Source organism: Streptomyces sp. SID12501 (genome assembly GCF_010550245.1).
Lineage (GTDB): Bacteria > Actinomycetota > Actinomycetes > Streptomycetales > Streptomycetaceae > Streptomyces.
In genome coordinates this window covers 42,773-63,010 of the sequence record NZ_JAAGLU010000013.1, presented here as the reverse complement: position 1 = coordinate 63,010, position 20,238 = coordinate 42,773, and the positions used below count along the sequence as shown (strand labels likewise).

18 protein-coding genes are annotated in these 20,238 nt (G+C 68.3%); 8 read left to right on the top strand and 10 right to left on the bottom strand.

What is annotated here, in order from left to right; translation table 11 throughout:
- The 3 genes from G3I71_RS17270 to G3I71_RS17260 all read left to right on the top strand — a co-directional run bounded on the left by G3I71_RS17270 (nt 1) and on the right by G3I71_RS17260 (nt 2,681).
- The gene (locus tag G3I71_RS17270; protein ID WP_164315671.1) at nt 1-1,053 is read left to right on the top strand and encodes an ABC transporter ATP-binding protein; all 1,053 of its coding nucleotides are present in this window, start codon (nt 1-3) and stop codon (nt 1,051-1,053) included.
- On the top strand, nt 1,046-2,194 hold the full coding sequence (locus G3I71_RS17265; protein ID WP_164315670.1) for an ABC transporter ATP-binding protein: 1,149 nt from the start codon (nt 1,046-1,048) through the stop codon (nt 2,192-2,194). The genes G3I71_RS17270 and G3I71_RS17265 overlap by 8 nt, the downstream gene beginning before the upstream one ends.
- Nucleotides 2,195-2,282: 88 nt before the next feature.
- Entirely contained in the window at nt 2,283-2,681 is a 399-nt protein-coding gene (locus G3I71_RS17260; protein WP_164315669.1) for a VOC family protein, read from the top strand.
- Here the strand turns inward: G3I71_RS17260 and G3I71_RS17255 are convergent.
- The 6 genes from G3I71_RS17255 to G3I71_RS17230 form a co-directional block, all read right to left on the bottom strand.
- Nucleotides 2,671-3,690 (bottom strand): ABC transporter ATP-binding protein, encoded by a 1,020-nt coding sequence (locus G3I71_RS17255; RefSeq protein ID WP_203730647.1) that lies wholly within the window; start codon nt 3,688-3,690, stop codon nt 2,671-2,673. The genes G3I71_RS17260 and G3I71_RS17255 overlap by 11 nt on opposite strands.
- Before the next feature lie 17 nt (nt 3,691-3,707).
- Entirely contained in the window at nt 3,708-4,715 is a 1,008-nt protein-coding gene (locus G3I71_RS17250) for an ABC transporter ATP-binding protein (RefSeq protein ID WP_164315667.1), read from the bottom strand.
- On the bottom strand, nt 4,712-5,641 hold the full coding sequence (locus G3I71_RS17245) for an ABC transporter permease (RefSeq protein WP_164315666.1): 930 nt from the start codon (nt 5,639-5,641) through the stop codon (nt 4,712-4,714). Before G3I71_RS17245 ends, G3I71_RS17250 begins: the two co-directional genes overlap by 4 nt.
- Complete coding sequence (locus G3I71_RS17240; RefSeq protein WP_164315665.1) at nt 5,638-6,705, bottom strand: ABC transporter permease; 1,068 nt, start codon at nt 6,703-6,705, stop codon at nt 5,638-5,640. Before G3I71_RS17240 ends, G3I71_RS17245 begins: the two co-directional genes overlap by 4 nt.
- Nucleotides 6,706-6,737: 32 nt before the next feature.
- A complete protein-coding gene (locus G3I71_RS17235) occupies nt 6,738-8,591 on the bottom strand; it encodes an ABC transporter substrate-binding protein (RefSeq protein ID WP_164315664.1) in 1,854 nt (617 codons plus the stop codon).
- Nucleotides 8,592-8,870: 279 nt separating this feature from the next.
- Nucleotides 8,871-9,410, bottom strand: coding sequence for a hypothetical protein (locus G3I71_RS17230; protein WP_164315663.1), 540 nt, complete (start codon nt 9,408-9,410; stop codon nt 8,871-8,873).
- A 513-nt stretch (nt 9,411-9,923) separates the two neighbouring features.
- Between G3I71_RS17230 and G3I71_RS52705 the strand changes: the two genes are divergently transcribed.
- The 4 genes from G3I71_RS52705 (at nt 9,924) to G3I71_RS17210 (ending at nt 13,153) form a co-directional block, all read left to right on the top strand.
- Nucleotides 9,924-10,262 carry a helix-turn-helix transcriptional regulator gene (locus tag G3I71_RS52705; protein ID WP_343242983.1) on the top strand — a complete coding sequence of 113 codons (339 nt, stop codon included), beginning with the start codon at nt 9,924-9,926 and terminating at the stop codon, nt 10,260-10,262.
- Between the two features lie 179 nt (nt 10,263-10,441).
- Nucleotides 10,442-11,503 carry an ABC transporter ATP-binding protein gene (locus G3I71_RS17220; RefSeq protein WP_164315661.1) on the top strand — a complete coding sequence of 354 codons (1,062 nt, stop codon included), beginning with the start codon at nt 10,442-10,444 and terminating at the stop codon, nt 11,501-11,503.
- Between the two features lie 13 nt (nt 11,504-11,516).
- Nucleotides 11,517-12,635, top strand: coding sequence for an ABC transporter ATP-binding protein (locus G3I71_RS17215; protein WP_164315660.1), 1,119 nt, complete (start codon nt 11,517-11,519; stop codon nt 12,633-12,635).
- A gap of 140 nt (nt 12,636-12,775) precedes the next feature.
- Nucleotides 12,776-13,153, top strand: a complete 378-nt coding sequence (locus G3I71_RS17210; RefSeq protein WP_164315659.1) for a VOC family protein — start codon at nt 12,776-12,778, stop codon at nt 13,151-13,153.
- Here the strand turns inward: G3I71_RS17210 and G3I71_RS17205 are convergent, their stop codons facing one another.
- The 4 genes from G3I71_RS17205 to G3I71_RS17190 all read right to left on the bottom strand — a co-directional run bounded on the left by G3I71_RS17205 (nt 13,154) and on the right by G3I71_RS17190 (nt 18,217).
- A complete protein-coding gene (locus G3I71_RS17205; protein WP_164315658.1) occupies nt 13,154-14,203 on the bottom strand; it encodes an ABC transporter ATP-binding protein in 1,050 nt (349 codons plus the stop codon).
- A gap of 9 nt (nt 14,204-14,212) precedes the next feature.
- Nucleotides 14,213-15,196, bottom strand: a complete 984-nt coding sequence (locus tag G3I71_RS17200; RefSeq protein WP_164315657.1) for an ABC transporter permease — start codon at nt 15,194-15,196, stop codon at nt 14,213-14,215.
- 146 nt (nt 15,197-15,342) lie between these two features.
- Entirely contained in the window at nt 15,343-17,127 is a 1,785-nt protein-coding gene (locus G3I71_RS17195; RefSeq protein ID WP_164315656.1) for an ABC transporter substrate-binding protein, read from the bottom strand.
- Between the two features lie 73 nt (nt 17,128-17,200).
- Nucleotides 17,201-18,217: an ABC transporter permease gene (locus G3I71_RS17190; protein WP_239149194.1), complete on the bottom strand. Its 1,017-nt coding sequence runs from the start codon at nt 18,215-18,217 to the stop codon at nt 17,201-17,203.
- Nucleotides 18,218-18,509: 292 nt separating this feature from the next.
- On the opposite strand from G3I71_RS17190, the gene G3I71_RS17185 reads away from it, so the two are divergent.
- Nucleotides 18,510-20,159, top strand: a complete 1,650-nt coding sequence (locus G3I71_RS17185) for an ABC transporter substrate-binding protein (protein ID WP_164315654.1) — start codon at nt 18,510-18,512, stop codon at nt 20,157-20,159.
- The last annotated feature ends 79 nt before the right edge of the window (nt 20,160-20,238 follow it).

The following is a 20,238-nucleotide window of genomic DNA, read 5'->3' as shown; positions in this document are numbered from 1 at the left end:
ATGACCACCATCGAAGAAGTAGCTCCGGTACCGGGGCCCCGCGACGGCGAGGACGCCGCCCTGCTCGAAGTGCGCGACCTGCACGTCGAGTTCGTCACCCGTGAGGGCGTCGTACGAGCCGTCAACGGTGTCAGCTACAACGTGCACGCGGGCGAGACGCTCGCCGTGCTCGGTGAGTCCGGCTCCGGCAAGTCGGTGACCGCACAGGCGATCATGGGCATCCTCGACATGCCGCCGGCGCGGATCCCCCAGGGGGAGATCCTCTTCCAGGGCCAGGACATGCTCAAGATGTCCGCCGAGCAGCGCCGCCGCATCCGCGGTCAGCGCATCGCCATGATCTTCCAGGACGCGCTCAGCTCGCTCAACCCGGTGCTCAGCGTCGGGTACCAGCTGGGCGAGATGTTCCGCGTCCACCACGGCATGTCCAAGAAGGACGCCAAGGTCAAGGCGATCGAGCTGATGGACCGGGTGAAGATCCCGGCCGCCGCCGCCCGTGTGAACGACTACGCGCACCAGTTCTCCGGGGGCATGCGCCAGCGCATCATGATCGCCATGGCGCTGGCCCTGGAGCCGGATCTGATCATCGCCGACGAGCCCACCACGGCCCTCGACGTGACGGTCCAGGCCCAGGTCATGGACCTGCTCGCCGATCTGCAGCGCGAGTACAACATGGGTCTCATCCTGATCACCCACGACCTGGGCGTGGTCGCCGACGTCGCGGACAAGATCGCGGTGATGTACGCGGGCCGGATCGTGGAGCGTGCCCCGGTCCACGAGCTGTACAAGCGTCCGGCGCACCCGTACACCCGCGGCCTGCTGGATTCGATCCCGCGCCTGGACCAGAAGGGCCAGGAGCTGTACGCGATCAAGGGGCTGCCGCCCAACCTGCTGCGCGTTCCGGCCGGTTGCGCCTTCAACCCGCGCTGCCCCAAGGCCGAGGACGTCTGCCGTACCCAGGTCCCCGACCTGCTGCAGGTCACGGAGCCGGACGGCACCGAGCTGGCCGGCCGCGGTTCGGCGTGCCACTTCTGGAAGGAGACGATCCATGGCTGAGCCCAGCAGGAACGAGGAGCCGCAGGACGTCACGCCGAACGTCTCCGACGTCGAGGTGGTCGACGCCCGGTCCGGCGAGGAGTCGGTCGCCGCGATCGAGGCGCCCGTCGAGCGGGGCGAGCCGATCCTCCAGGTGCGCAACCTGGTGAAGCACTTCCCGCTCACCATGGGCATCCTGTTCAAGAAGCATGTCGGCGCCGTCAAAGCGGTCGACGGCATCTCCTTCGACCTGTACCAGGGCGAGACCCTGGGCATCGTGGGCGAGTCCGGCTGCGGCAAGTCCACCGTCGCCAAGCTCCTGATGAACCTGGAGCGGGCGACGGCCGGCGAGGTCTTCTACAAGGGCCAGGACATCACCAAGCTGTCCGGGCGCGCGCTGAAGGCCGTACGGCGCAACATCCAGATGGTCTTCCAGGACCCGTACACCTCGCTCAACCCGCGTATGACGGTCGGCGACATCATCGGGGAGCCCTTCGACATCCACCCCGAGGTGGCCCCCAAGGGCGACCGGCGCCGCAAGGTGCAGGAGCTGCTCGACGTCGTCGGTCTCAACCCCGAGTACATCAACCGGTATCCGCACCAGTTCTCCGGCGGTCAGCGTCAGCGCATCGGTATCGCGCGCGGCCTTGCCCTCAACCCGGAGATCATCATCTGCGACGAGCCGGTGTCGGCCCTCGACGTGTCCGTCCAGGCGCAGGTCATCAACCTGATGGAGCGACTGCAGGACGAGTTCAACCTCTCCTACATCTTCATCGCCCACGACCTGTCGATCGTCCGGCACATCTCGGACCGGGTCGGGGTGATGTACCTCGGCCGGATGGCCGAGATCGGCACCGACGAGCAGATCTACGACCATCCGACGCACCCCTACACCCAGGCGCTGTTGTCGGCGGTCCCGGTGCCGGACCCGGATGCCCGTGAGGGCCGGGAGCGGATCATCCTGACCGGCGACGTGCCGTCCCCGGCCAACCCGCCGTCCGGCTGCAGCTTCCGGACCCGCTGCTGGAAGGCGCAGGACAAGTGCGCCGAGGAGACGCCGCTGCTGGCGGTCCCCGAGCGCTTCAGGGGCTCGGACTCCGAGGCCGCGCACGAGTCGGCGTGCCACTTCGCCGAGGAGAAGGACGTCGTCCACGCGGCCTGACGTCTCCAAGGCATGTTCCCGGTTCCCGGTACCGCTTCAGGTGCTGGGAACCGGCGTTTGCACGGGGGAACTCGCACGGGAGAAAGAGATGCTGCACCACGTCGAGCTCTGGGTCCCTGACCTGCGGCGCGCGGTACACGAATGGGGCTGGCTGCTCGGCCGGCTCGGCTACGACTCGTACCAGGAATGGCCGCACGGCCGCAGTTGGCGGCAGGGGACCGCGTATCTCGTCGTCGAACAGTCGTCGGCGATGACAGGCGGTCACCACGATCGGATGCGCCCAGGCCTCAACCACCTCGCGTTCCACGCCGGAAGCCGCCACCAGGTCGACGCGTTGGCGGCCGAGGCGCCTCGCCACGGGTGGGCGCCGCTCTTCGCGGAGAGGTATCCGCACGCGGGTGGCCCTGAGCACTACGCGGCCTATCTCGCCAACTCGGACGGATTCGAGGTCGAGTTGGTGGCGGCCGACGCCGATGTCACGTCCTGACCCGTGCCCAGTGGCACGCCACCTGCTCCCCGCTGCCGCCGCCCAGCACCTCCGGATCCTGGGTTCGGCAGTCGTCCGCGACGCCCGCGCGTTCCGCTTCCCCGCTCGCCAGGATCTGGCAGCGGACATGGAATCGGCAGCCGGTGGGGACACGGGAGGGGTCGGGGGGCTCGCCGGTGAGTACCACGGGGTCGCCCGGCGCCTCCGGGAGGACCGACAACAGGGCCTGGGTGTACGGGTGTCGCGGTGCCGAGAGGACCTGTTCGACGCCCCCCGTTTCCACGATCCGGCCCAGGTACATCACCGCGACCCGGTCGGCGATGTTCCACGCCAGGCCCAGATCGTGGGTCACCACCAGGGCGGACAGGCCCAGTTCGGCCCGCAGGCGCAGCAGCAGGGCCAGGATCTCGCCGCGCACGGAGGCGTCCAGCGAGGCCACCGGTTCGTCGGCGACGATGAGTTCGGGCTCCAGGACCAGGGCACCGGCGATGACCACGCGCTGACGCTGGCCTCCGGACAGCTCGTGCGGGTAGCTCAGGAAGAAGCGCTCGGGCGGTCGCAGGCCCGCCCGGGAAAGGGCCCCCGCGACCGCCGCCCGCTCGTCTCCGGCGTACCCGTGGATGCGCAGTCCCTCGGCCACGGCGTCGTACACCGTGTGCCGCGGGTTCAGTGATCCGGTCGGATCCTGCAACACCAGCTGGACGCGCCCGCGGTACGCCTTCAGCGCCCGTGAGGAGTACTCGAGCGGCTTCCCGCCGAAGCTGACGCGGCCCGCGGTCGGCCGTACCAGGCCGAGGAGCGAACGGGCCAGCGTCGTCTTGCCGCAGCCGGACTCACCGACCAGCGCGATGATCTCGCCCTGCCGGATGTCCAGGTCGACGCCGTCGACGGCACGGGCGGTCGGAGCGCCGTGCCGGCCGGGGAAAGCGACATGGAGGCCCTCGGCGGCCAGCAGCGGCGGGGTGGTGTCCGGGGACGCGGGGGCCGGCGCGTGCCGGTCCTCCGGCAGGGTCTCCTGGTCCTCGGTCACGGCGCTCCGCTCCTCATGTCTTCCCCCTCGGGTGTCTGTCCGGGTACCGCCGTGTCCGCCGCCACGTGCACGCACGCGGCCCGTCTCCCCGGGCCCGCCTCCCGCAACTCCTGGTCCTGCACGGCGCAGGACTCCAGTGCCACCGGGCAGCGCGGGTGGAAGGCGCAGCCGGAAGGCAGCGCGGCCGGATCCGGTGGATCGCCCGGCAGGCCACGCGGCGCGAACCGCGACGCCGGGTCGCCGATGCGGGGGAACGCCGCCGACAGGGCCTCCGCGTAGGGGTGCCGGGCGCCCCCGGGCACCTCCCGGGCCGGGCCCTCCTCGACGACTCGGCCCGCGTACATCACGGCAAGGCGGTCGCAGGTGTCGGCGAGGACCGCCAGGTCGTGACTGATCATGATCAGGCCCAGGTCCTGCTCGGTGACGAGCTGTTGGATCAGCCGCAGGATCTGCGCCTGGATCATCACGTCAAGGGCCGTCGTGGGCTCGTCGGCGATGATCAGTCTCGGGTCGCAGGCCAGCGCCATGGCGATCATGACGCGCTGGCGCTGGCCGCCGGAGAGTTCGTGCGGATACGCCGAAGCCCGCGCCGATGGCAGACCCACGTGCTCCAGCAGTTCACCGGCCCTCCTCCGTGCCGCGGCCGTGGTCGCCTGGCGGTGCAGCAGAATCGGCTCCGCGATCTGGTCGCCCACGCGGTGCACGGCGTTGAGCGAGTGCATCGCCCCCTGGAAGACGATCGAGGCGCCTGCCCAGCGGACCGCCCGCACCCGCCCCCACCGCATCGTCAGGATGTCCTCGCCGTCCAGCAGGATCTCCCCGCCGATCCGGGTCCCGGCCGGCAGCAGCCTGAGCAGCGCGAGCGCCAGCGTCGACTTGCCGCAGCCCGACTCGCCCGCGATGCCGAGCTTCTGGCCGGCCTCCAGTGACAGATCCACGCCGCGTACGGCGGCTGCCCCGGTCGCGTAGGTCACCTTGAGGTCCCGGACCTCCAGCAGCGTCAACGGGCCACCCCCAGCCTGGGGTTGAGTACGGACTCCACCGCGCGCCCGCACAGCGTGAACGCCAGCGCGACCACGGCGATCGCGATGCCCGGCGGTACCAGATACCACCAGTCGCCGGAGCTGACCGCGCCCGCCTCGCGTGCCTCCTGGAGCAGGCCACCCCAGGACACGACCGTCGGATCGCCGAGCCCGAGGAAGGCGAGGGTCGCCTCGGCGAGGATGGAGGAGGAGATGATCAGGGTGGCCTGTGCCAGCACCAGCGGCATCACGTTGGGCAGCACATGCCGGGACATGACGTGCCAGTGCCCGCCGCCGAGAGCCTTCGCGCGTTCGATGTACGGCCGGGACTCCACCGCCAGCGTCTGCGCCCGCACCAGCCTGGCCGTGGTCGGCCAGGACGTCACGCCGATCGCCAGCACGATCGTGCCCAGCGAGCGGGACATGACGGTGGCCAGCGCGATGGCGAGCACCAGCGTCGGCATCACCAGGAACCAGTCCGTGACCCGCATCATCACGGTGGCGTACCACCCACGGAAGTGCCCGGCGGTGACCCCGGCCAGAGTGCCGATCAGCACCGAGAGCAGAGCCGCGAGCAGCCCGATGAGCAGCGAGACCCGCGTGCCCCAGACGAGCAGGCCCAGCAGATCGCGCCCGAACCGGTCGGTGCCCAGCGGGAACTCCCCGCTCGGGCTCTCCATCGGCTGTCCCGGCGCCTGAGTCACGGACGCGACGTCCGAGCCGACGGTCAGCGGCGCGGTCAGCGCGGCCAGCGCGAAGAGGGCGAGCAGAGCCAGGCCCAGGAGGCCGGCGCGGTGGCCGCGGTACCGCTTCCAGAACCGGCCGGCGGAGGCGCGGCGCCGCTGCCGGGCGAGCTGCCGCGGACCGGCCGGAGCCCGCGCCGCCGGGGGAGTGACTTCGGCGGTCATCGGCCCACCCTGGGATCGAGGAGCGGATAGAGCAGGTCGGCCAGCGTGTTCATCACGATCACCGCCGCGGCGAAGACGAAGAACAGCCCCTGTACCAACGGGAGATCGGGCACGCTCAGCGCCTGGTAGAAGAGCCCGCCGAGGCCCGGCCAGGAGAAGACCGTCTCGACGAGGATCACTCCCGCGACGGTCCGGCCGAGGTTGACGAAGATCAGCGTCATGGTCGGCAGCATGGCGTTCGGCACGGCATGCCGACGCCGGACCAGGTCGTCCCTGAGGCCCTTGGCGCGGGCGGTCGTCAGATAGTCGCCGCCCATCTCGTCGAGCAGCGCCGAGCGCGTGACGAGCAGGGTCTGCCCGTACTCGACCGCGACCAGCGTCACCACCGGCAGGGCGAGATGGTGGGCGACATCGAGGACGTACGCGAAGCCGGTCTCACCGCCCGACTCCATGCCGCCGGTCGGGAAGAGCCCGGGGATCGGGCCCATGCCCACCGAGAAGACGATGATGAGCAGCAGCCCGAGCCAGAACGACGGAATCGAGTAGAGGGCGAGCGCCAGACCGGTGTTGAACCGGTCGCCCGGTCCGCCGCTCCGCCACGCCGCGCGGGTGCCCAGGAAGACGCCGAGCGCGGTGTACAGGACGAACGCGGTGACGGTGAGGAGCAGTGTGTTCGGCAGCGCCTCGGTGATCTTGTCGATGACCGGCGCCCGGAACTGGTACGACGTGCCGAGGTCGCCGGTGAGGGCCTTGCCGCAGTAGTCCGTGAACTGATGCCACAGCGGCAGATCGAGGCCGAACTCCCTTCGGTAGGAGGCAAGTTGAGCGGCCGACACCTGACGGCCGCCCGTCATGGTCCTGACCGGGTCGCCGGGGATCAGCCGGAAGAGGAAGAAACTGGTGACGAGGACGGCGAGCAGGGAGACGACGGCGCCGCCCAGCTTGCCCGCCCCGTACCGCAGATAGGCGGCCCGGTCGCGGCGGTGACCGCGGTCCGAGGGGGTGGCGAGGGCCGCCGTCCCGTCGGACTGCGCGACCGGCGCCGGTACTCCGTCAGCGGTCATCAACAGCCTTTCGGCGCGAGGTCGTTCATCGGCTACTCACGATCCTCTGCACCGGCCCGGCGGCGCATCACGAAGAACACCACGGCGCCGACGACGACCGCGAGAACGCCAGCGGTGCCCGCGATGACCCCCGTCGAGCCGGAGTCGCCGGACGAGCTGTCGGCGGAGGCGGGAACCGCCGACCACCAACTCCAGTAGCCGTCCTGGCCGTAGATGTTGCCCGCCTTCTCCGGCATGGTGGTGATCGACTTGATCTGGTCCGTGCGGTAGGCCTCGACCGCGTTCGGGTACGCCATGACGTTCATGTACCCGAGGTCGTACAGCCGTGACTCCATCTGCTTGACGATGTTCGCCCGTTCGGCCGGGTCGTACTCGGCGAGCTGCCGCGTGTACAGGCCGTCGTACTGCTTGTCGCAGATGAAGTTGTCGGTCGCGCCCACGTCCTTGGGCGTGGCGGGCAGGGCCCCGCAGGTGTGGATCGACAGGACGAAGTCCGGGTCGGGGTTGACGGACCAGCCGTCGAAGGCGAGGTCGTAGGTGCCCGCGAGCCAGGGATCGCTCACGTTGTCCAGGCAGTCGAGCGTCACACCGATGCCGAGGTCGCCCCACCACTCCTGGAGGTACTGGCCGACGGCCTTGTCGTTGGGATCGGTGGCGTGGCACAGGATGCGATACGTGATCGGCTTGCCGTCCTTGCCGACCCGTTTGCCGTCGCCGTTCTTCCGGTAGCCGGCCTCGTCGAGGAGCCGGCCCGCCGTCGTGGGGTCGTAGGCGAGTTTCTGGCCTGCCGACGGTTTCCAGAAATACGTCGAGAAGCGCGGCGGGATGTAGCCCTCGCCCTCGACCGCGTGGCCCTGGAAGACCCTGTCGATGAGGGTCGTACGGTCCACGGCCGTGAACAGCGCGTGCCGCACCCGCTCGTCGAGCAGCGAGGGGTCTCCGTCACCGAACTTCTCACCGTTCGCGGCCTTCGCGCCCGGGTTGACGGCCAGGGCGTAGAAGCGGCGGCCGGGCGCCTCGTTGACGTGGATGTTCTTCACGCCCTTGAGGGACTTGGCCTGAGCGGGCGTCAGGGCGGGGGCCCCGGCGACGAAGGAGACCTCGCCCTTGCGCAGGGCGGCGACGGCGGCGTCCTGGTCCTTGTAGTACCGGAAGACCAGCTCGTCGAACTTCGGTGCTCCGCGCCAGAAGCTCTTGTTGGCCTTGAGCCGGACGTAGCTGTCGGCCTTGTAACCGGTGAGGACGAACGGCCCGTTGCCGACGACGGGGAAGCTCTTGTCGTTGTTGAACCTGGAGAAGTCCCCGACCTTCTCCCAGACGTGCTTGGGCACGATCGGCACGTCGAGGGCGGCCATCGTGGCCTGCGGCTTCTTCAGCTCGATGACGAGCCGGTCCGGGCTCGGAGCCGTCACTTTCTCGAAGTTGCCGACGTAGCTGCCGTTCGAGGTGGCGGCCCCCTCGTCGGTCATCATCTTGTTGAACGTCCACGCTGCGTCCTCGGCGGTTGCCCGCTGCCCGTCCGACCACTTGGAGTCGGAGCGGATCGTGTACGTCCAGGTGAGTTTGTCGGCGGACGACGTCCACTTGGTGGCGAGCCCCGGAACCGGGTGGGCGTCCTTGGGGTCGTAGTTGGTCAGGTACTCGTACATCAGCCGGTGGATGCTGGTGCTGACCAGCCGGGACGCCAGGAAGGGGCTCAGGGAGTCGACGCTCTGGGCGACGGCGACGGTGAGGACCTTGTCGCCCTCCGCCGCCGACGCCTGCTGGGGTGCGAGGCCGAACGGAGCCGAGACGGCGGCCGAGAGGGTCAGGGCGGCGGTGAGGAGCCGGAGCGTACCGCTCCTCGGGCTTCGGTTCGCTGTGCTGCGCCGGTCGTGAGCGTTCATAGCACCAGGCCTCGTGTCATCACTCGCACAGGAACGGCTGGGTGGGGCAGCCGGGCCCGGCTCGACCGGGTGGGGTCAAGTGGGTCGATCAGGTATCTAACAGTGGCGCTCTGTGCCCGTCAACGGTGCCTCCACCGTGTGTGGCCTGCGGAAATGCGAGATTGACCTGATCGTACGACCGCTATTGGTCCAAACCGGTGAAGCCTCCCTGGTGGGAGCTTGACGGCCCCTGAACGAGAGCGGCCCGCCGGATTCTCCGGCGGGCCGCTCTCTATGGGGCTACTTCCACTCGAGGCCCCAGACGTTGCTGTTCTTCTTCACTGGAGCGGTCATCCACTTGGTCCACACGGTCGTCTCTTTGTACTTGCAGTTGGCGTCGTACTTGTACGTGTACTTGCGGACCTTGAACTTCTTGGACTCGTGGAACATGGTCATCCGGACCTTGGTCTTGCCGGCCTTGTTCGTGGGCGTGAGCGTGTACTCCCAGTTGCTGGACTTCGACCAGGATCCGCCGACGGTCACACTGAACGACGTGCTCGCCTTGGCGAAGATGGCCGAGGCCTCGGCTTCGACGCCCGCAGTGCCGCTGGCGTTCACCTCGGCGGTCTCGTTTTCGCCGTACTTGATTTCGCTCTTGATGTTGTCGTACACCCAGTTGCTGTGCAGGTTCGTCGCCTTCTGCACCGTCGACTTGTTCGTGATCTTGTAACCCTTGCCGGGGTCCGGCGCACACGCGGCCGAGGCCGGCGCGGCGATGCCGCCCACGATGCCGCCCGCGACAATGGCGGTGGTGATGACGCTACTTGCGAGTTTCCGCATGGATGATGCCCTTCAAGTGAGTAAAGCCGGTCGGCGACTTGTGTCGAACTGATGGCTCTGCCTGGCCTTGGCACCGACGGCGCGGTCATGACCGTTGCCGTGGAATGAAGGACTCACCAGAACCCCCGTCAGCAGCTGCTGCTCGCCCGCCGGAGACGGCAGTTGGGCGAGTGACGCAGAAGCTGGGGCAGAGAATTGACCGCGTGTCGGCGGGATGGCAAGCGAGGGATGGTGTGCCGAAGATGCGCGTATGCCTTGACAGCTGTGATCACCACCGGGCAAAGCGTGCGAACAAGGGCTCGCGTGGAAGCTGGGCGACTTGGTTCGTCGCTCTTGTGTTGATTTCCGATATCTCGTGAAGTGTATAAAGTGATCAACATCTCTCTGTGGGGGCTCATGTGCTTTGCGACATGAAAGGCGTGCTCAAGAACTGGCCAAGGGCGGAACCGCCTACCGCAGCGGGTCCGTCTTTCTGATCGTTGGGGTGCCTCGCGGTTCTGTCGGACGCGCGAGGTGTGCCGGTCGTTCCAGTGCACGGGGAGAGTGGCGAAAGTGTTTGTTGTGACAGATCGCAGACATGGCAACACCTGCGACGGAGTGACGAGCGAATCGCTCGGCAGACCCCTCGGGGTGGCTGTGCGTGCCAGGCGCCTGGAAATGGGGCTGACACAGGAACGGGTCGCGGCTCAGGCGGGCATGAGCCAGGGGGCGCTGTCGCGCCTGGAGCACGGCAGGGGGGTGCCGACCTTGCCGCTCCTGGAGCGGCTGGCGGCGGCCATGTCGTCGAACCTGCTGATCGCGCTGTCGCCGCACGGCGATTTCCGTGTGGTCTTCAGGACGCCCGTGCGGTGACCGATCCGCTGAGGTGAGTGATGCCCGATGCCGGTCTCCCCTGGGAGGCCGGCATCGGGCATGAGTGCCGCAACAGGCCTGTCGCCGGCGTCCTCGGTCCGACCCGGAGCGTTCTTACCGACGTCCTGTATTCCTACATCGACCCGTAGGTCCGGCACTCCGAGGAGGAACGAACCACCGTGACCACACTGACCAAGCCCGAGGGCGCACCGGCCCCGACCGGTCCGGACGGCTTCCTCTCGGTCCGCGATCTCAAGGTGCAGTTCTCCACCGAGGACGGCATCGTCAAGGCGGTCGACGGACTCTCCTTCGACGTCGAGCGCGGCAGGACCCTGGGCATCGTGGGCGAGTCCGGATCGGGCAAGTCCGTCACGAACCTGACGATCCTCGGTCTGCACAACCCGATGAGCACGACCGTCGACGGCGAGATCGTCCTCGACGGCAAGGAACTCGTCACCGCCACGGAGAAGGAACTGGAGCAGCTCCGCGGCAACAAGATGGCGATGATCTTCCAGGACCCGCTGACCGCGCTCGCCCCGTACTACACGGTGGGCCGCCAGCTGTCCGAGCCGTTCATGAAGCACCGCGGAGCCTCCAGGAAGGAGGCCAAGGACCGTGCGGTCCAGATGCTGGAGAAGGTCGGCATCCCACAGCCCAGGACACGCTTCGACGACTACCCGCACCAGTTCTCCGGCGGTATGCGCCAGCGCGCGATGATCGCCATGGCGCTGATGTGCGACCCCGATCTGCTGATCGCCGACGAGCCCACCACCGCGCTGGACGTGACGGTGCAGGCCCAGATCCTGGACCTGCTCAAGGACCTCCAGCAGGAGTTCGGCTCCGCGATCATCTTCATCACGCACGACCTCGGCGTCATCTCGAACATGGCCGACGACCTGCTGGTGATGTACGCGGGCCGGGCCGTGGAGCGCGGCAGCGTGAAGGAAGTGCTCCGCACGCCGAAGCACCCGTACACCTGGGGTCTGCTCACCTCCATGCCGCGCCTGGACGGCGACATCGACGAGGCGCTGACGCCGATCCCCGGCTCGCCGCCCTCGCTGCTCAACCCGCCCCCGGGCTGCCCCTTCCACCCGCGCTGTGCCTTCACCGGCGAGGTGCCGGGCAGCCGCTGCACCGCCGTACGGCCGTCGCTGGCGGACGGGCGCGCCTCCGCGTGCCATCTGTCGGCGGAGCAGAAGCAGACCATCTTCATCGACAAGATCCAGCCCCGGCTGCGGTAGGGAGCACCGAGACATGAGTGACAACCTCACCCTCCCCGCACAGCAGGGTTCCAGCGGTACGTCGACCGAGGAACTGCTCAAGGTCGAGGGCCTCACGAAGCACTTCCCGATCTACGGCGGCTTTCCGGTCAAACGGAAGGTCGGTGCCGTACAGGCGGTCGACGGCATCGATCTGACCATCGGTGTCGCCGAGAGCGTCGGCATGGTGGGCGAGTCCGGCTGCGGCAAGTCGACCGCGGGCCGGCTCCTCACCCGTCTGCTGGAGCCGACCGGCGGCAGGATCACGTACTCCGGCCAGGACATCACACACGCCTCGCGCAGGCAGCTGGCGCCGGTCCGCTCCGAGATCCAGATGATCTTCCAGGACCCGTACAGCTCCCTGAACCCGCGGCAGACCGTCGGTACGATCATCAAGTCGCCGATGGAGGTCAACGGGATCGAGCCGGCGGGCGGCCGGGAGAAGCGGGTCCGGGAGCTGCTGGAGCTGGTCGGGCTCAACCCCGAGCACTACAACCGCTTCCCGCACGAGTTCTCCGGCGGTCAGCGTCAGCGCATCGGGGTGGCCCGTGCGCTCGCCCTGAAGCCGAAGCTGATCGTGGCGGACGAGCCGGTCTCAGCGCTGGACGTCTCCATCCAGGCCCAGGTGGTGAACCTCCTCAAGAAGGTCCAGGAGGAGATGGGCATCGCGTTCCTGTTCATCGCCCACGACCTGGCGATCGTGCGGCACTTCTCGCAGCGGGTCGCGGTGATGTACCTCGGCAAGATCGTCGAGGTCGGCGACCGGGACTCGATCTACAACCGCCCGCGTCACCCGTACACGCACGCACTTCTGTCGGCCGTCCCCGAGGTGGCGATGGACGACGAGACGGAGGCCCGTGAGCGCATCCGCCTCGCCGGTGACGTCCCCTCGCCGATCCACCCGCCGTCCGGCTGCCGTTTCCGTACGCGCTGCTGGAAGGCCCAGGACAAGTGCGCGAGCGAGGAGCCCCCGCTGGTCCGGATCTCCGGCAACCGTGAGGGCCACCTGACGGCCTGCCACTTCCCGGAGGACCCGACGACGGAGGCCCGCGCCGAGGACGTCGTCCTGGACCCGGCGCTGAAGGCGCTGGAGGCGGACGCCAAGCAGGACTGAGGTTCCGGGATTCCGGGACGTGAAGTCGGCCGGGGGTGAGGAGCAGCGGCTCCTCACCCCCGGCTTTTATTCGTTCGACACACGGGTGCCGGGTCCGGGACGCTCACACGCGGTATCCCTCACATGGCCTGGAGGCCTCGTTGTCTTTCCCGACGATCCACAACATCACCTTCGACACCACCGGTGACCCCTACGATCTCGGCCTGTTCTGGAGCGTGGTGTTCGGCCGCCCGCTGGCCGACGACGACAAGCCCGGCGACCCTGCGGCGGTGCTCCAGGACCCGGACGGCGGGCCCACGCTGCTGTTCATCCAGGTGCCGGAGGGCAAGTCGGTGAAGAACCGCCTGCATCTCGACCTGCGCCCGCACGGGCGCACCCGGGACGAGGAGGTCGAGCGGGTCGTCTCCCTCGGAGCCCGGGTCGTCGCGGACCACCGCAGGCCCGACGGCGGCGGGTGGGCGCTCATGGCCGACCCCGAGGGCAACGAGTTCTGCGTGGAGCGGGGAGAACTGGGCTGATCAGCAGACCTGCGCGGTGACGTAGTCCGCGTGGAACTCCCGGCGCTGCGCCGGCGTCAGATGGCAGGCGGCGCCATGGGCGGGCGTACGGGGCAGGAGGGGGCGCCGGGTCGCGCAGTGGCCCTCCGGGACCTGTTCCGTGAACGCGCAGCGTGGCTCGAAGCGGCAGCCCGGGAGCGGGTCGAGGAGTGACGGGGGCGTGCCCGGGATCGGGGACAGCGGGATGTCCACCGGGGAGCGCAGCGTCGGCATCGAGCCCAACAGGCCCCAGGTGTACGGGTGTTCAGGCGTCCTCAGTACCTCGGCCCGGGTACCTCGCTCCACCGCCCGGCCCGCGTACATCACCAGGATGTCGTCCGCCATACGGGAGATGACCCCGAGGTCGTGCGTGATGAAGACGATCGACGTGCCGAACTCCTGCTGGAGGTCCCCCAGCAGGTCCATGATCTGGGCCTGGACCGTGACGTCCAGGGATGTCGTCGGTTCGTCGGCGATGAGGAGTTCGGGGTCGCACACCAACGCCATGGCGATCATCACCCGTTGGCGCATACCGCCGGAGAACTGGTGAGGGTAGTCGTCGGCGCGGAGTGCCGGCTGCGGGATGCCGACGCGCCTCAGCATCTCCACCGCACGGGCCCTGGAATCCCTCCGGGACGCGCCCGTGTGCTTGGCGTACGTCTCCGCGATCTGCCGGCCCACCGTGTGGAACGGTGACAGGGACGTCAGCGCGTCCTGGAAGATCATCGCCATCCTGCTGCCGCGTAGCTTCTCCAGTTCCCGCTCCCGCGCCGTCAGCAACTCCTTGCCGTCGAGCAGGATCTCGCCGGACAGCGTCGTGCGCCTACGGTCGTGCAGGCCCAGGATCGCCAGGTTCGTCACCGACTTGCCCGAGCCGGACTCGCCGACGATGCCCAGGGTCCGGCCGCGTTCCACGTCGAAGGACAGGCCGTCCACCGCCCGCACCACACCGTCGTCGGTGGCGAAGTGGACCTTCAGGTCCCGCACGGAGAGGAAGGGCTCGGCCGGCGGCGGGGCGTGCGGTGAGGTCATCAAGTCCCCCTACGCCAGCCTGATCCGCGGGTCGATCAGCGCGTACACCGCGTCCACCACGATGTTCGCCACGACGATCGCCGCCGCGGCCACCAGGACCACCCCCAGCAGCAGCGGCAGGTCGTTGTCCCGTACCGCCTTGATGGACAGGGCACCGATGCCGTGCAGGCCGAAGGTCTCCTCCGTGATGATCGCGCCGCCGAGAAGATAGCCGATGTCGAGGCCCAGGATCGTGACGATCGGGCCCATCGCGCCCCGCCAGGCGAACCGGAAGAACACCGTGCGGCGGGACAGGCCCTTGGCGCGGGCCGTACGGACGTAGTCCTCGGCGAGGGTCTCCACGAGCTGGGAGCGGGTCATCCGGGTGTAGTTGGCGGTGAAGATGATCGCGAGGACGAACCAGGGCAGCAGCAGGCCCTTGAACCAGGCCACCGGGTCCTGGCTGAAGCCGACGCTGTCCTGGGGGCGGGGGAGGATGCCCCACTGGTCGGAGAGGTAGTACATGGCCACCACGCCGACGATGTAGATCTGCAGGGACGAGCCGATCAGCGAGACCGACGAAGCGATCTTGTCCAGGGCCCGGCCCTGCTTCACCGCCGCGAGCATGCCCGTACCGACACCGAGGACCACGAAGACCACCGTGCTGCCCAGGGTGAGGGACAGCGTGGTGGGGAAGCGGTTGGTGATCAGGCCGAGGACCGGCTCGTGGTTGGTGAAGGAGTAGCCGAGGCAGGGCGCGGCGCAGTGCCCGAGGCCGCTGTAGTCACGGCCCACGAACACGCCCGCCAGCCAGTGCCAGTACTGCACCGGCAGCGGGTCGTCGATGCCCAGGTTGCGCCGGACGAGCGCGAGCGTCTCCGGCGTGCAGAGCTTGCCGCAGGCGCTGCGGGCCGGGTCGCGCGGGGCGACGTAGAAGAGGACGAAGGTGATCGCGCTGATGACGAGGAGGATCATCAGCGCGCTGAGTGTCCGGCGGAGGATGAAGCGGAACATGGCGATCGGATTCCCTGGCGGAACCCCCGGCACCGGTCCCTGGTGGGCGGGACCGGTGCCGGAGTGGTCGGGTGTGCGGGAGCGCCCCGTCAGGGGCGCGGGGAACTGCGCGACCAGCCCCCACGGGCCTGAAGCAAAAGAACTGCCTATGCCTTCGCGTACAGCTTGTAGAGAACGAACGACGAGTTCAGGGGGTCGTACTCGGCGCCGCCCACCTTGCTGCCGCCCAGATAGAAGCGGCGCTGATACGTCTCGGGGATGACCGGCGCCTCCTTCTCCATGAGCTCCTTGTCCAGGGCTGCCCACGCCGCGTTGGCCTTCGTCGGGTCGGCGAGGGCGGCGGCCTTGTCGATCGCCGCGTCGACCCAGTTCACCTTCAGCTGCGAGACGTTGTTCGCGCCGTTGGCGATCGTCCGGCCGTCGAAGAGGGGTTGGAGCATGGTGTAGCCGGTGGGCCAGTCCGGGGACCAGCCGAACCACATCACGTCGAAGGAGTTGTCGATCTGCTGGATCTGGTCGTAGTAGCTGGTCGACTCCACCGGCTTGACGACCGGGTCGAAGCCGGCCTCCTTCAGGGCGTTGGCGATGACGACCTTGGTCTTCTCGTACGCGTCGTTGGCGCCCTGCGGGTAGGTGTAGACGATCTTCTGACCGAGCTTGCCGGCCTCCTTCAGCAGCGCCTTCGCCTTCGCGGTGTCGCCCTGCGGCTTCGTCAGCTTGCCGTAGATGTCGAACTTCACCCGGCCCGCCATGTCGGGGCCGAGGATCGTGGTCGCGTAGTCGCCGGCGGAGGGGCCGCCGTAGATCGTCCGGATCTGCTGCAACGGCCAGGCATAGTTGAGGGCCTGACGGACTCTCAGATCGGTGATCCGCCTGCAGTTGATGGCGTAGTAGTACAGGCCGGCCGACAGCCCGTCGACGGTACGGCTCTTCAGGTCGGGAGTGGTCAGCACCTTCTGGATACGCTCGGCCGGCACCGCGCTGTACGCCATCACCGCGTACTGGTCGGTCCCGGAGTCCGCGATGAGCCGGTCGGTGGCCTGGAGTGCCTCGGGGCCGAACTCGAAGGCGAACGTGTCCGGGTAGGCGTTGCGGATCGGGTCGGTCGCCGGGTCCCAGTGGGTGTTGCGGACCACCGTCAGCGACTTGTCGACGGAGTGTGACTTGAGCCGGTACGGACCGCAGGAGAACGGGTCCTTGTCGTACTTCTCCTTGGTGTCGTGCTTGGCCGACACCGCTCCGTACGACTGCATGGCCAGCGTCCAGTTGAGGTCCGGGCGGGCCGTCTTCAGGTGGAAGGTGATCGTCTTCTTCGCGGTGTCCGTGACGACCGAGTCGAGGTGCTTGCCGCTGTACGGGCCCTTGTAGACCGAGCGGAAGTCGTTGGTGCCGGTCAGTGCGGCCTGGAGGTAGGTGGCGCCCTCGGTGGTGAAGGTGGCGAAGCCGCGCTCGATGCCGTGCCGTACGTCCTCGACGGTCAGCTCGCTGCCGTCCTCCCACTTCAGCCCGTCCTTCAGGGTGAAGGTCCAGGTCCTGCCGCCGTCCGCCATGGTGCCGGTGTCGGTGGCGAGGTCGCCGACGAGCTTCATCGCGCCGCCGTCGACGCGGTAGCCGGTCAGACAGCGGATGTAGAGGTTGCCGATCTCGGAGTTCCACGCGAAGTAGATGCGCTGCGGGTCGAGGTGCGAGAAGTCCTGCGGGCCGATAGGCCGGATCGTGCCGCCCTTCTTCGCCCCCGGGATCTCCGGCGCGGGCCCCGTGGAGTCCGCCTTGGTGCCGATGCTGACCGACGAGTACTTGCCGGCCGCGACCGCGCCGCTCCCCGACGTACCGTCACCGCCTCCACCACCGCTGCTGCACGCGGACAGGACCATGGAGCCGCCGGCGGCTACCGAGGTGGCGATGACGAAGTTTCTGCGCGAGAGAGACATGGGGTTTCCTGCCTGAATCAGGGAGAAGGGGTGTTTCCCGTGCGGGGGGAGAGGAGGAGGCCGGCGCCGTTGTTCAGCGCCTGGTTTTCGGGTCCAGTGCGTCGCGCACGGAGTCGCCGAGGAGGTTGAAGGCGATCACGAAGATCACCATCGACAGGCCGGGGAAGAGCATGTAGGTGATGTCGTTCTGGTAGACCTGCGCCCCGCGCTGGATCATCACGCCCCAGTCGGGTGTGGGGTCGCTGAGCCCGACCCCGAGGAAGGCGAGCGCCGCCTCGGTGGTGACGTACATGGGCAGCGCGAGGGTGGCCTGGATGAGGATCGGGGTCCACAGGTTGGGCAGCAGCTCCCGGAACACGATCCGGGCCGGTGAGGCGCCGGTGACCTTGGCGGACTCGACGAACTCCCGCTCGCGCAGGGCGAGTACCTCACCGCGCAGCAGCCGGGCGAGGGGAGCCCAGCCGAACGCGGTCATCACGGAGATGAGGCTGACGACGGTCAGCCAGGTCGGGGTGTTCTCCTCCGGCGACACGAAGATCGAGATCATCACCGGCCAGAAGGCGATGAAGAACAGGGTGGAGGGGAACGCCAGCAGGATGTCGATGACTCGGCCGACGAAGCCGTCGATGCGCCCGCCCAGATAGCCGGCGGTGAGACCGACGGCGATGCCGAGCAGGGTGACCAGCGCTGTCGTCACCGTGGCGATGAGCAGCGAGTTGCGGATGCCGTAGATCAGCAGGGTGAAGACGTCCCGGCCGAGCTGCGGTTCGACCCCGAACCAGAAGCCGCCGCTGATGCCGCCGTTGGGCCGGATCGGGAACCCGAACTCGTTGAGCAGACCGGTGCCGTTCTGGCCGTATGTCGTGTACGGGTCCTTGCCGTAGACCTTGGAGATCAGCGGGGCGCCGATGCCCGCCACGAAGAACAGCACGACCACGACGGCCGAGACGACGCCGGTGCGGTCGCGCCGGAAGCGCAGCCAGGCGATCCGCCCCGGCGAGCGGCCGGTGCCGCCGCGGGCAGGCGCGGATGGCGCCGGCCCCGCGGCACCGGAATCGGCCGCCACCTGGGGTGCGGTGGCGGAAGGCATAGGCGAGGTCATGGTGCTCCAGGCCCGGAGTGGTGAGGGGTCCCGCGTACAGCAGAGCAGCGGGCTGAACGTGACTTTTCAGCGCTGGTTCAGTCGGCGTCAATGCTTCGTTGGTGCCTTTGATCTGGACTTTTGTCCTTTGACCCGAGGGTGGTGCGTCACTTGGGTCGGCTTTGGACGGCCATGACCAAAGCGGGAGGTAAACCCGGACGGGCCGAGTAGACGTGCGGTATGGGTGCTGTGCGCCGATATTTGCCGGTAACGGTACGGCGCACTGAACTGGAGGCACTCCATGCGTGGAGCCACGCACGCCCGATGGGCCGCATGCGCGGTGGCGGTAGCCCTCACGGCGACCGCCTGCGGGGGCGGTGACGACAGCGGCGGCGGCAGCGGCAGCGGCGACGGCAGCGGCAGCGGCACCCTCAGCTCGTCCTGGGGCGACCCGCAGAACCCGCTGGAGCCCGCCAACACCAACGAGGTGCAGGGCGCCAAGGTCCTCGACATGATCTTCCGCGGTCTGAAACGGTACGACCCCAAGACCGGCAAGGCCAACAACATGATGGCCGAGAAGATCGAGACGACCGACTCGCAGAACTTCACCGTCACCATCAAGAACGGCTGGAAGTTCAGCAACGGCGAGGCCGTCACTGCCAAGTCGTTCGTCGACGCCTGGAACTACGGCGCCAGCCTGAAGAACAACCAGAAGAACGCGTACTTCTTCGGCTACATCGACGGCTACGACAAAGCGCACCCCGAGGACGGCGGCAAGCAGACCGCCGACACCCTCTCCGGGCTCGCGGTGACCGGCACCGACACCTTCACCGTCAAGCTCAACCAGAAGTTCTCGACCTTCCCCGACACCCTCGGCTACGCGGCCTTCTCGCCGCTGCCCCAGGCCTTCTTCAAGGACCACGCGGCCTGGGTGAGCAAGCCCGTCGGTAACGGCCCGTACTCGATCGACTCGTACACCAAGGGCGCGCAGATGTCCCTGCGCAGGTGGGACGCCTACTCCGGCACGGACAAGGCGCAGAACGGCGGCGTCGACCTCAAGGTCTACACCGACAACAACACCGCCTACACCGACCTGATGGCCGGCAACCTCGACCTCGTCGACGACGTGCCCGCCGCTCAGCTCAGGAACGTCAAGAGCGACCTCGGCGACCGGTACATCAACACACCCGCCGGCATCATCCAGACCCTCTCCTTCCCGTTCTACGACAAGGACTGGAACAAGCCCGGCATGGAGAAGGTCCGCACCGGGCTCTCCCGCGCGATCAACCGCGAGCAGATCACCGACACGATCTTCCAGAAGACCCGCACCCCCGCCACCGACTGGACCTCACCCGTCCTCGGTGAGGAGGGCGGCTTCAAGGAAGGCCTGTGCGGCGACGCCTGCGAATACGACCCCGAGGAGGCCAAGAAGCTCATCGAGGAGGGCGGCGGGTTCCCCGGCGGACAGGTCAAGATCTCGTACAACGCGGACGCCGGCTCGCACAAGCAGTGGGTCGACGCGGTCTGCAACAGCGTCAACAACGTGCTCGACAACGACAAGGCCTGCGTCGGCAACCCCGTCGGCACCTTCGCCGACTACCGCAACCAGATCACCCAGTCGAAGATGTCGGGCCCCTTCCGGGCCGGCTGGCAGATGGACTACCCGCTCATCCAGAACTTCCTCCAGCCGCTCTACTACACCAACGCCTCCTCCAACGACGGCAAGTGGACCAGCAAGGAGTTCGACAAGCTCGTCGACCAGGCCAACGCGGAGACCGACCGGGCCAAGGCCGTCGGCCTGTTCCAGCAGGCCGAGGAGGTCCTGCGGGACGACATGGGCGCCATCCCGCTCTGGTACCAGAACGGCAGCGCCGGCTACTCGGAGCGCCTCTCGAACGTGGCCCTGAGCCCGTTCAGCCTGCCCGTGTACAGCGAGATCAAGGTCAGCTGACCGGCCGAGCCTCCGAGCCTCCGAGCCGCAGGGACAGCCGTTCACGGACGGCTGTCCCACCATCTCCATCTCCTATCTC

Bases quoted from the DNA above. Each gene is read 5' to 3' on its own strand.
- G3I71_RS17270 (WP_164315671.1), top strand. From the start codon at position 1: ATGACCACCATCGAAGAAGTAGCTCCGGTACCGGGGCCCCGCGACGGC.
- G3I71_RS17265 (WP_164315670.1), top strand. From the start codon at position 1,046: ATGGCTGAGCCCAGCAGGAACGAGGAGCCGCAGGACGTCACGCCGAAC.
- G3I71_RS17260 (WP_164315669.1), top strand. From the start codon at position 2,283: ATGCTGCACCACGTCGAGCTCTGGGTCCCTGACCTGCGGCGCGCGGTA.
- G3I71_RS17245 (WP_164315666.1), bottom strand. From the start codon at position 5,641: ATGACCGCCGAAGTCACTCCCCCGGCGGCGCGGGCTCCGGCCGGTCCG.
- G3I71_RS17240 (WP_164315665.1), bottom strand. From the start codon at position 6,705: ATGACCGCTGACGGAGTACCGGCGCCGGTCGCGCAGTCCGACGGGACG.
- G3I71_RS17235 (WP_164315664.1), bottom strand. From the start codon at position 8,591: ATGAACGCTCACGACCGGCGCAGCACAGCGAACCGAAGCCCGAGGAGC.
- G3I71_RS17230 (WP_164315663.1), bottom strand. From the start codon at position 9,410: ATGCGGAAACTCGCAAGTAGCGTCATCACCACCGCCATTGTCGCGGGC.
- G3I71_RS17215 (WP_164315660.1), top strand. From the start codon at position 11,517: ATGAGTGACAACCTCACCCTCCCCGCACAGCAGGGTTCCAGCGGTACG.
- G3I71_RS17205 (WP_164315658.1), bottom strand. From the start codon at position 14,203: ATGACCTCACCGCACGCCCCGCCGCCGGCCGAGCCCTTCCTCTCCGTG.
- G3I71_RS17200 (WP_164315657.1), bottom strand. From the start codon at position 15,196: ATGTTCCGCTTCATCCTCCGCCGGACACTCAGCGCGCTGATGATCCTC.
- G3I71_RS17195 (WP_164315656.1), bottom strand. From the start codon at position 17,127: ATGTCTCTCTCGCGCAGAAACTTCGTCATCGCCACCTCGGTAGCCGCC.
- G3I71_RS17190 (WP_239149194.1), bottom strand. From the start codon at position 18,217: ATGCCTTCCGCCACCGCACCCCAGGTGGCGGCCGATTCCGGTGCCGCG.
- G3I71_RS17185 (WP_164315654.1), top strand. From the start codon at position 18,510: ATGCGTGGAGCCACGCACGCCCGATGGGCCGCATGCGCGGTGGCGGTA.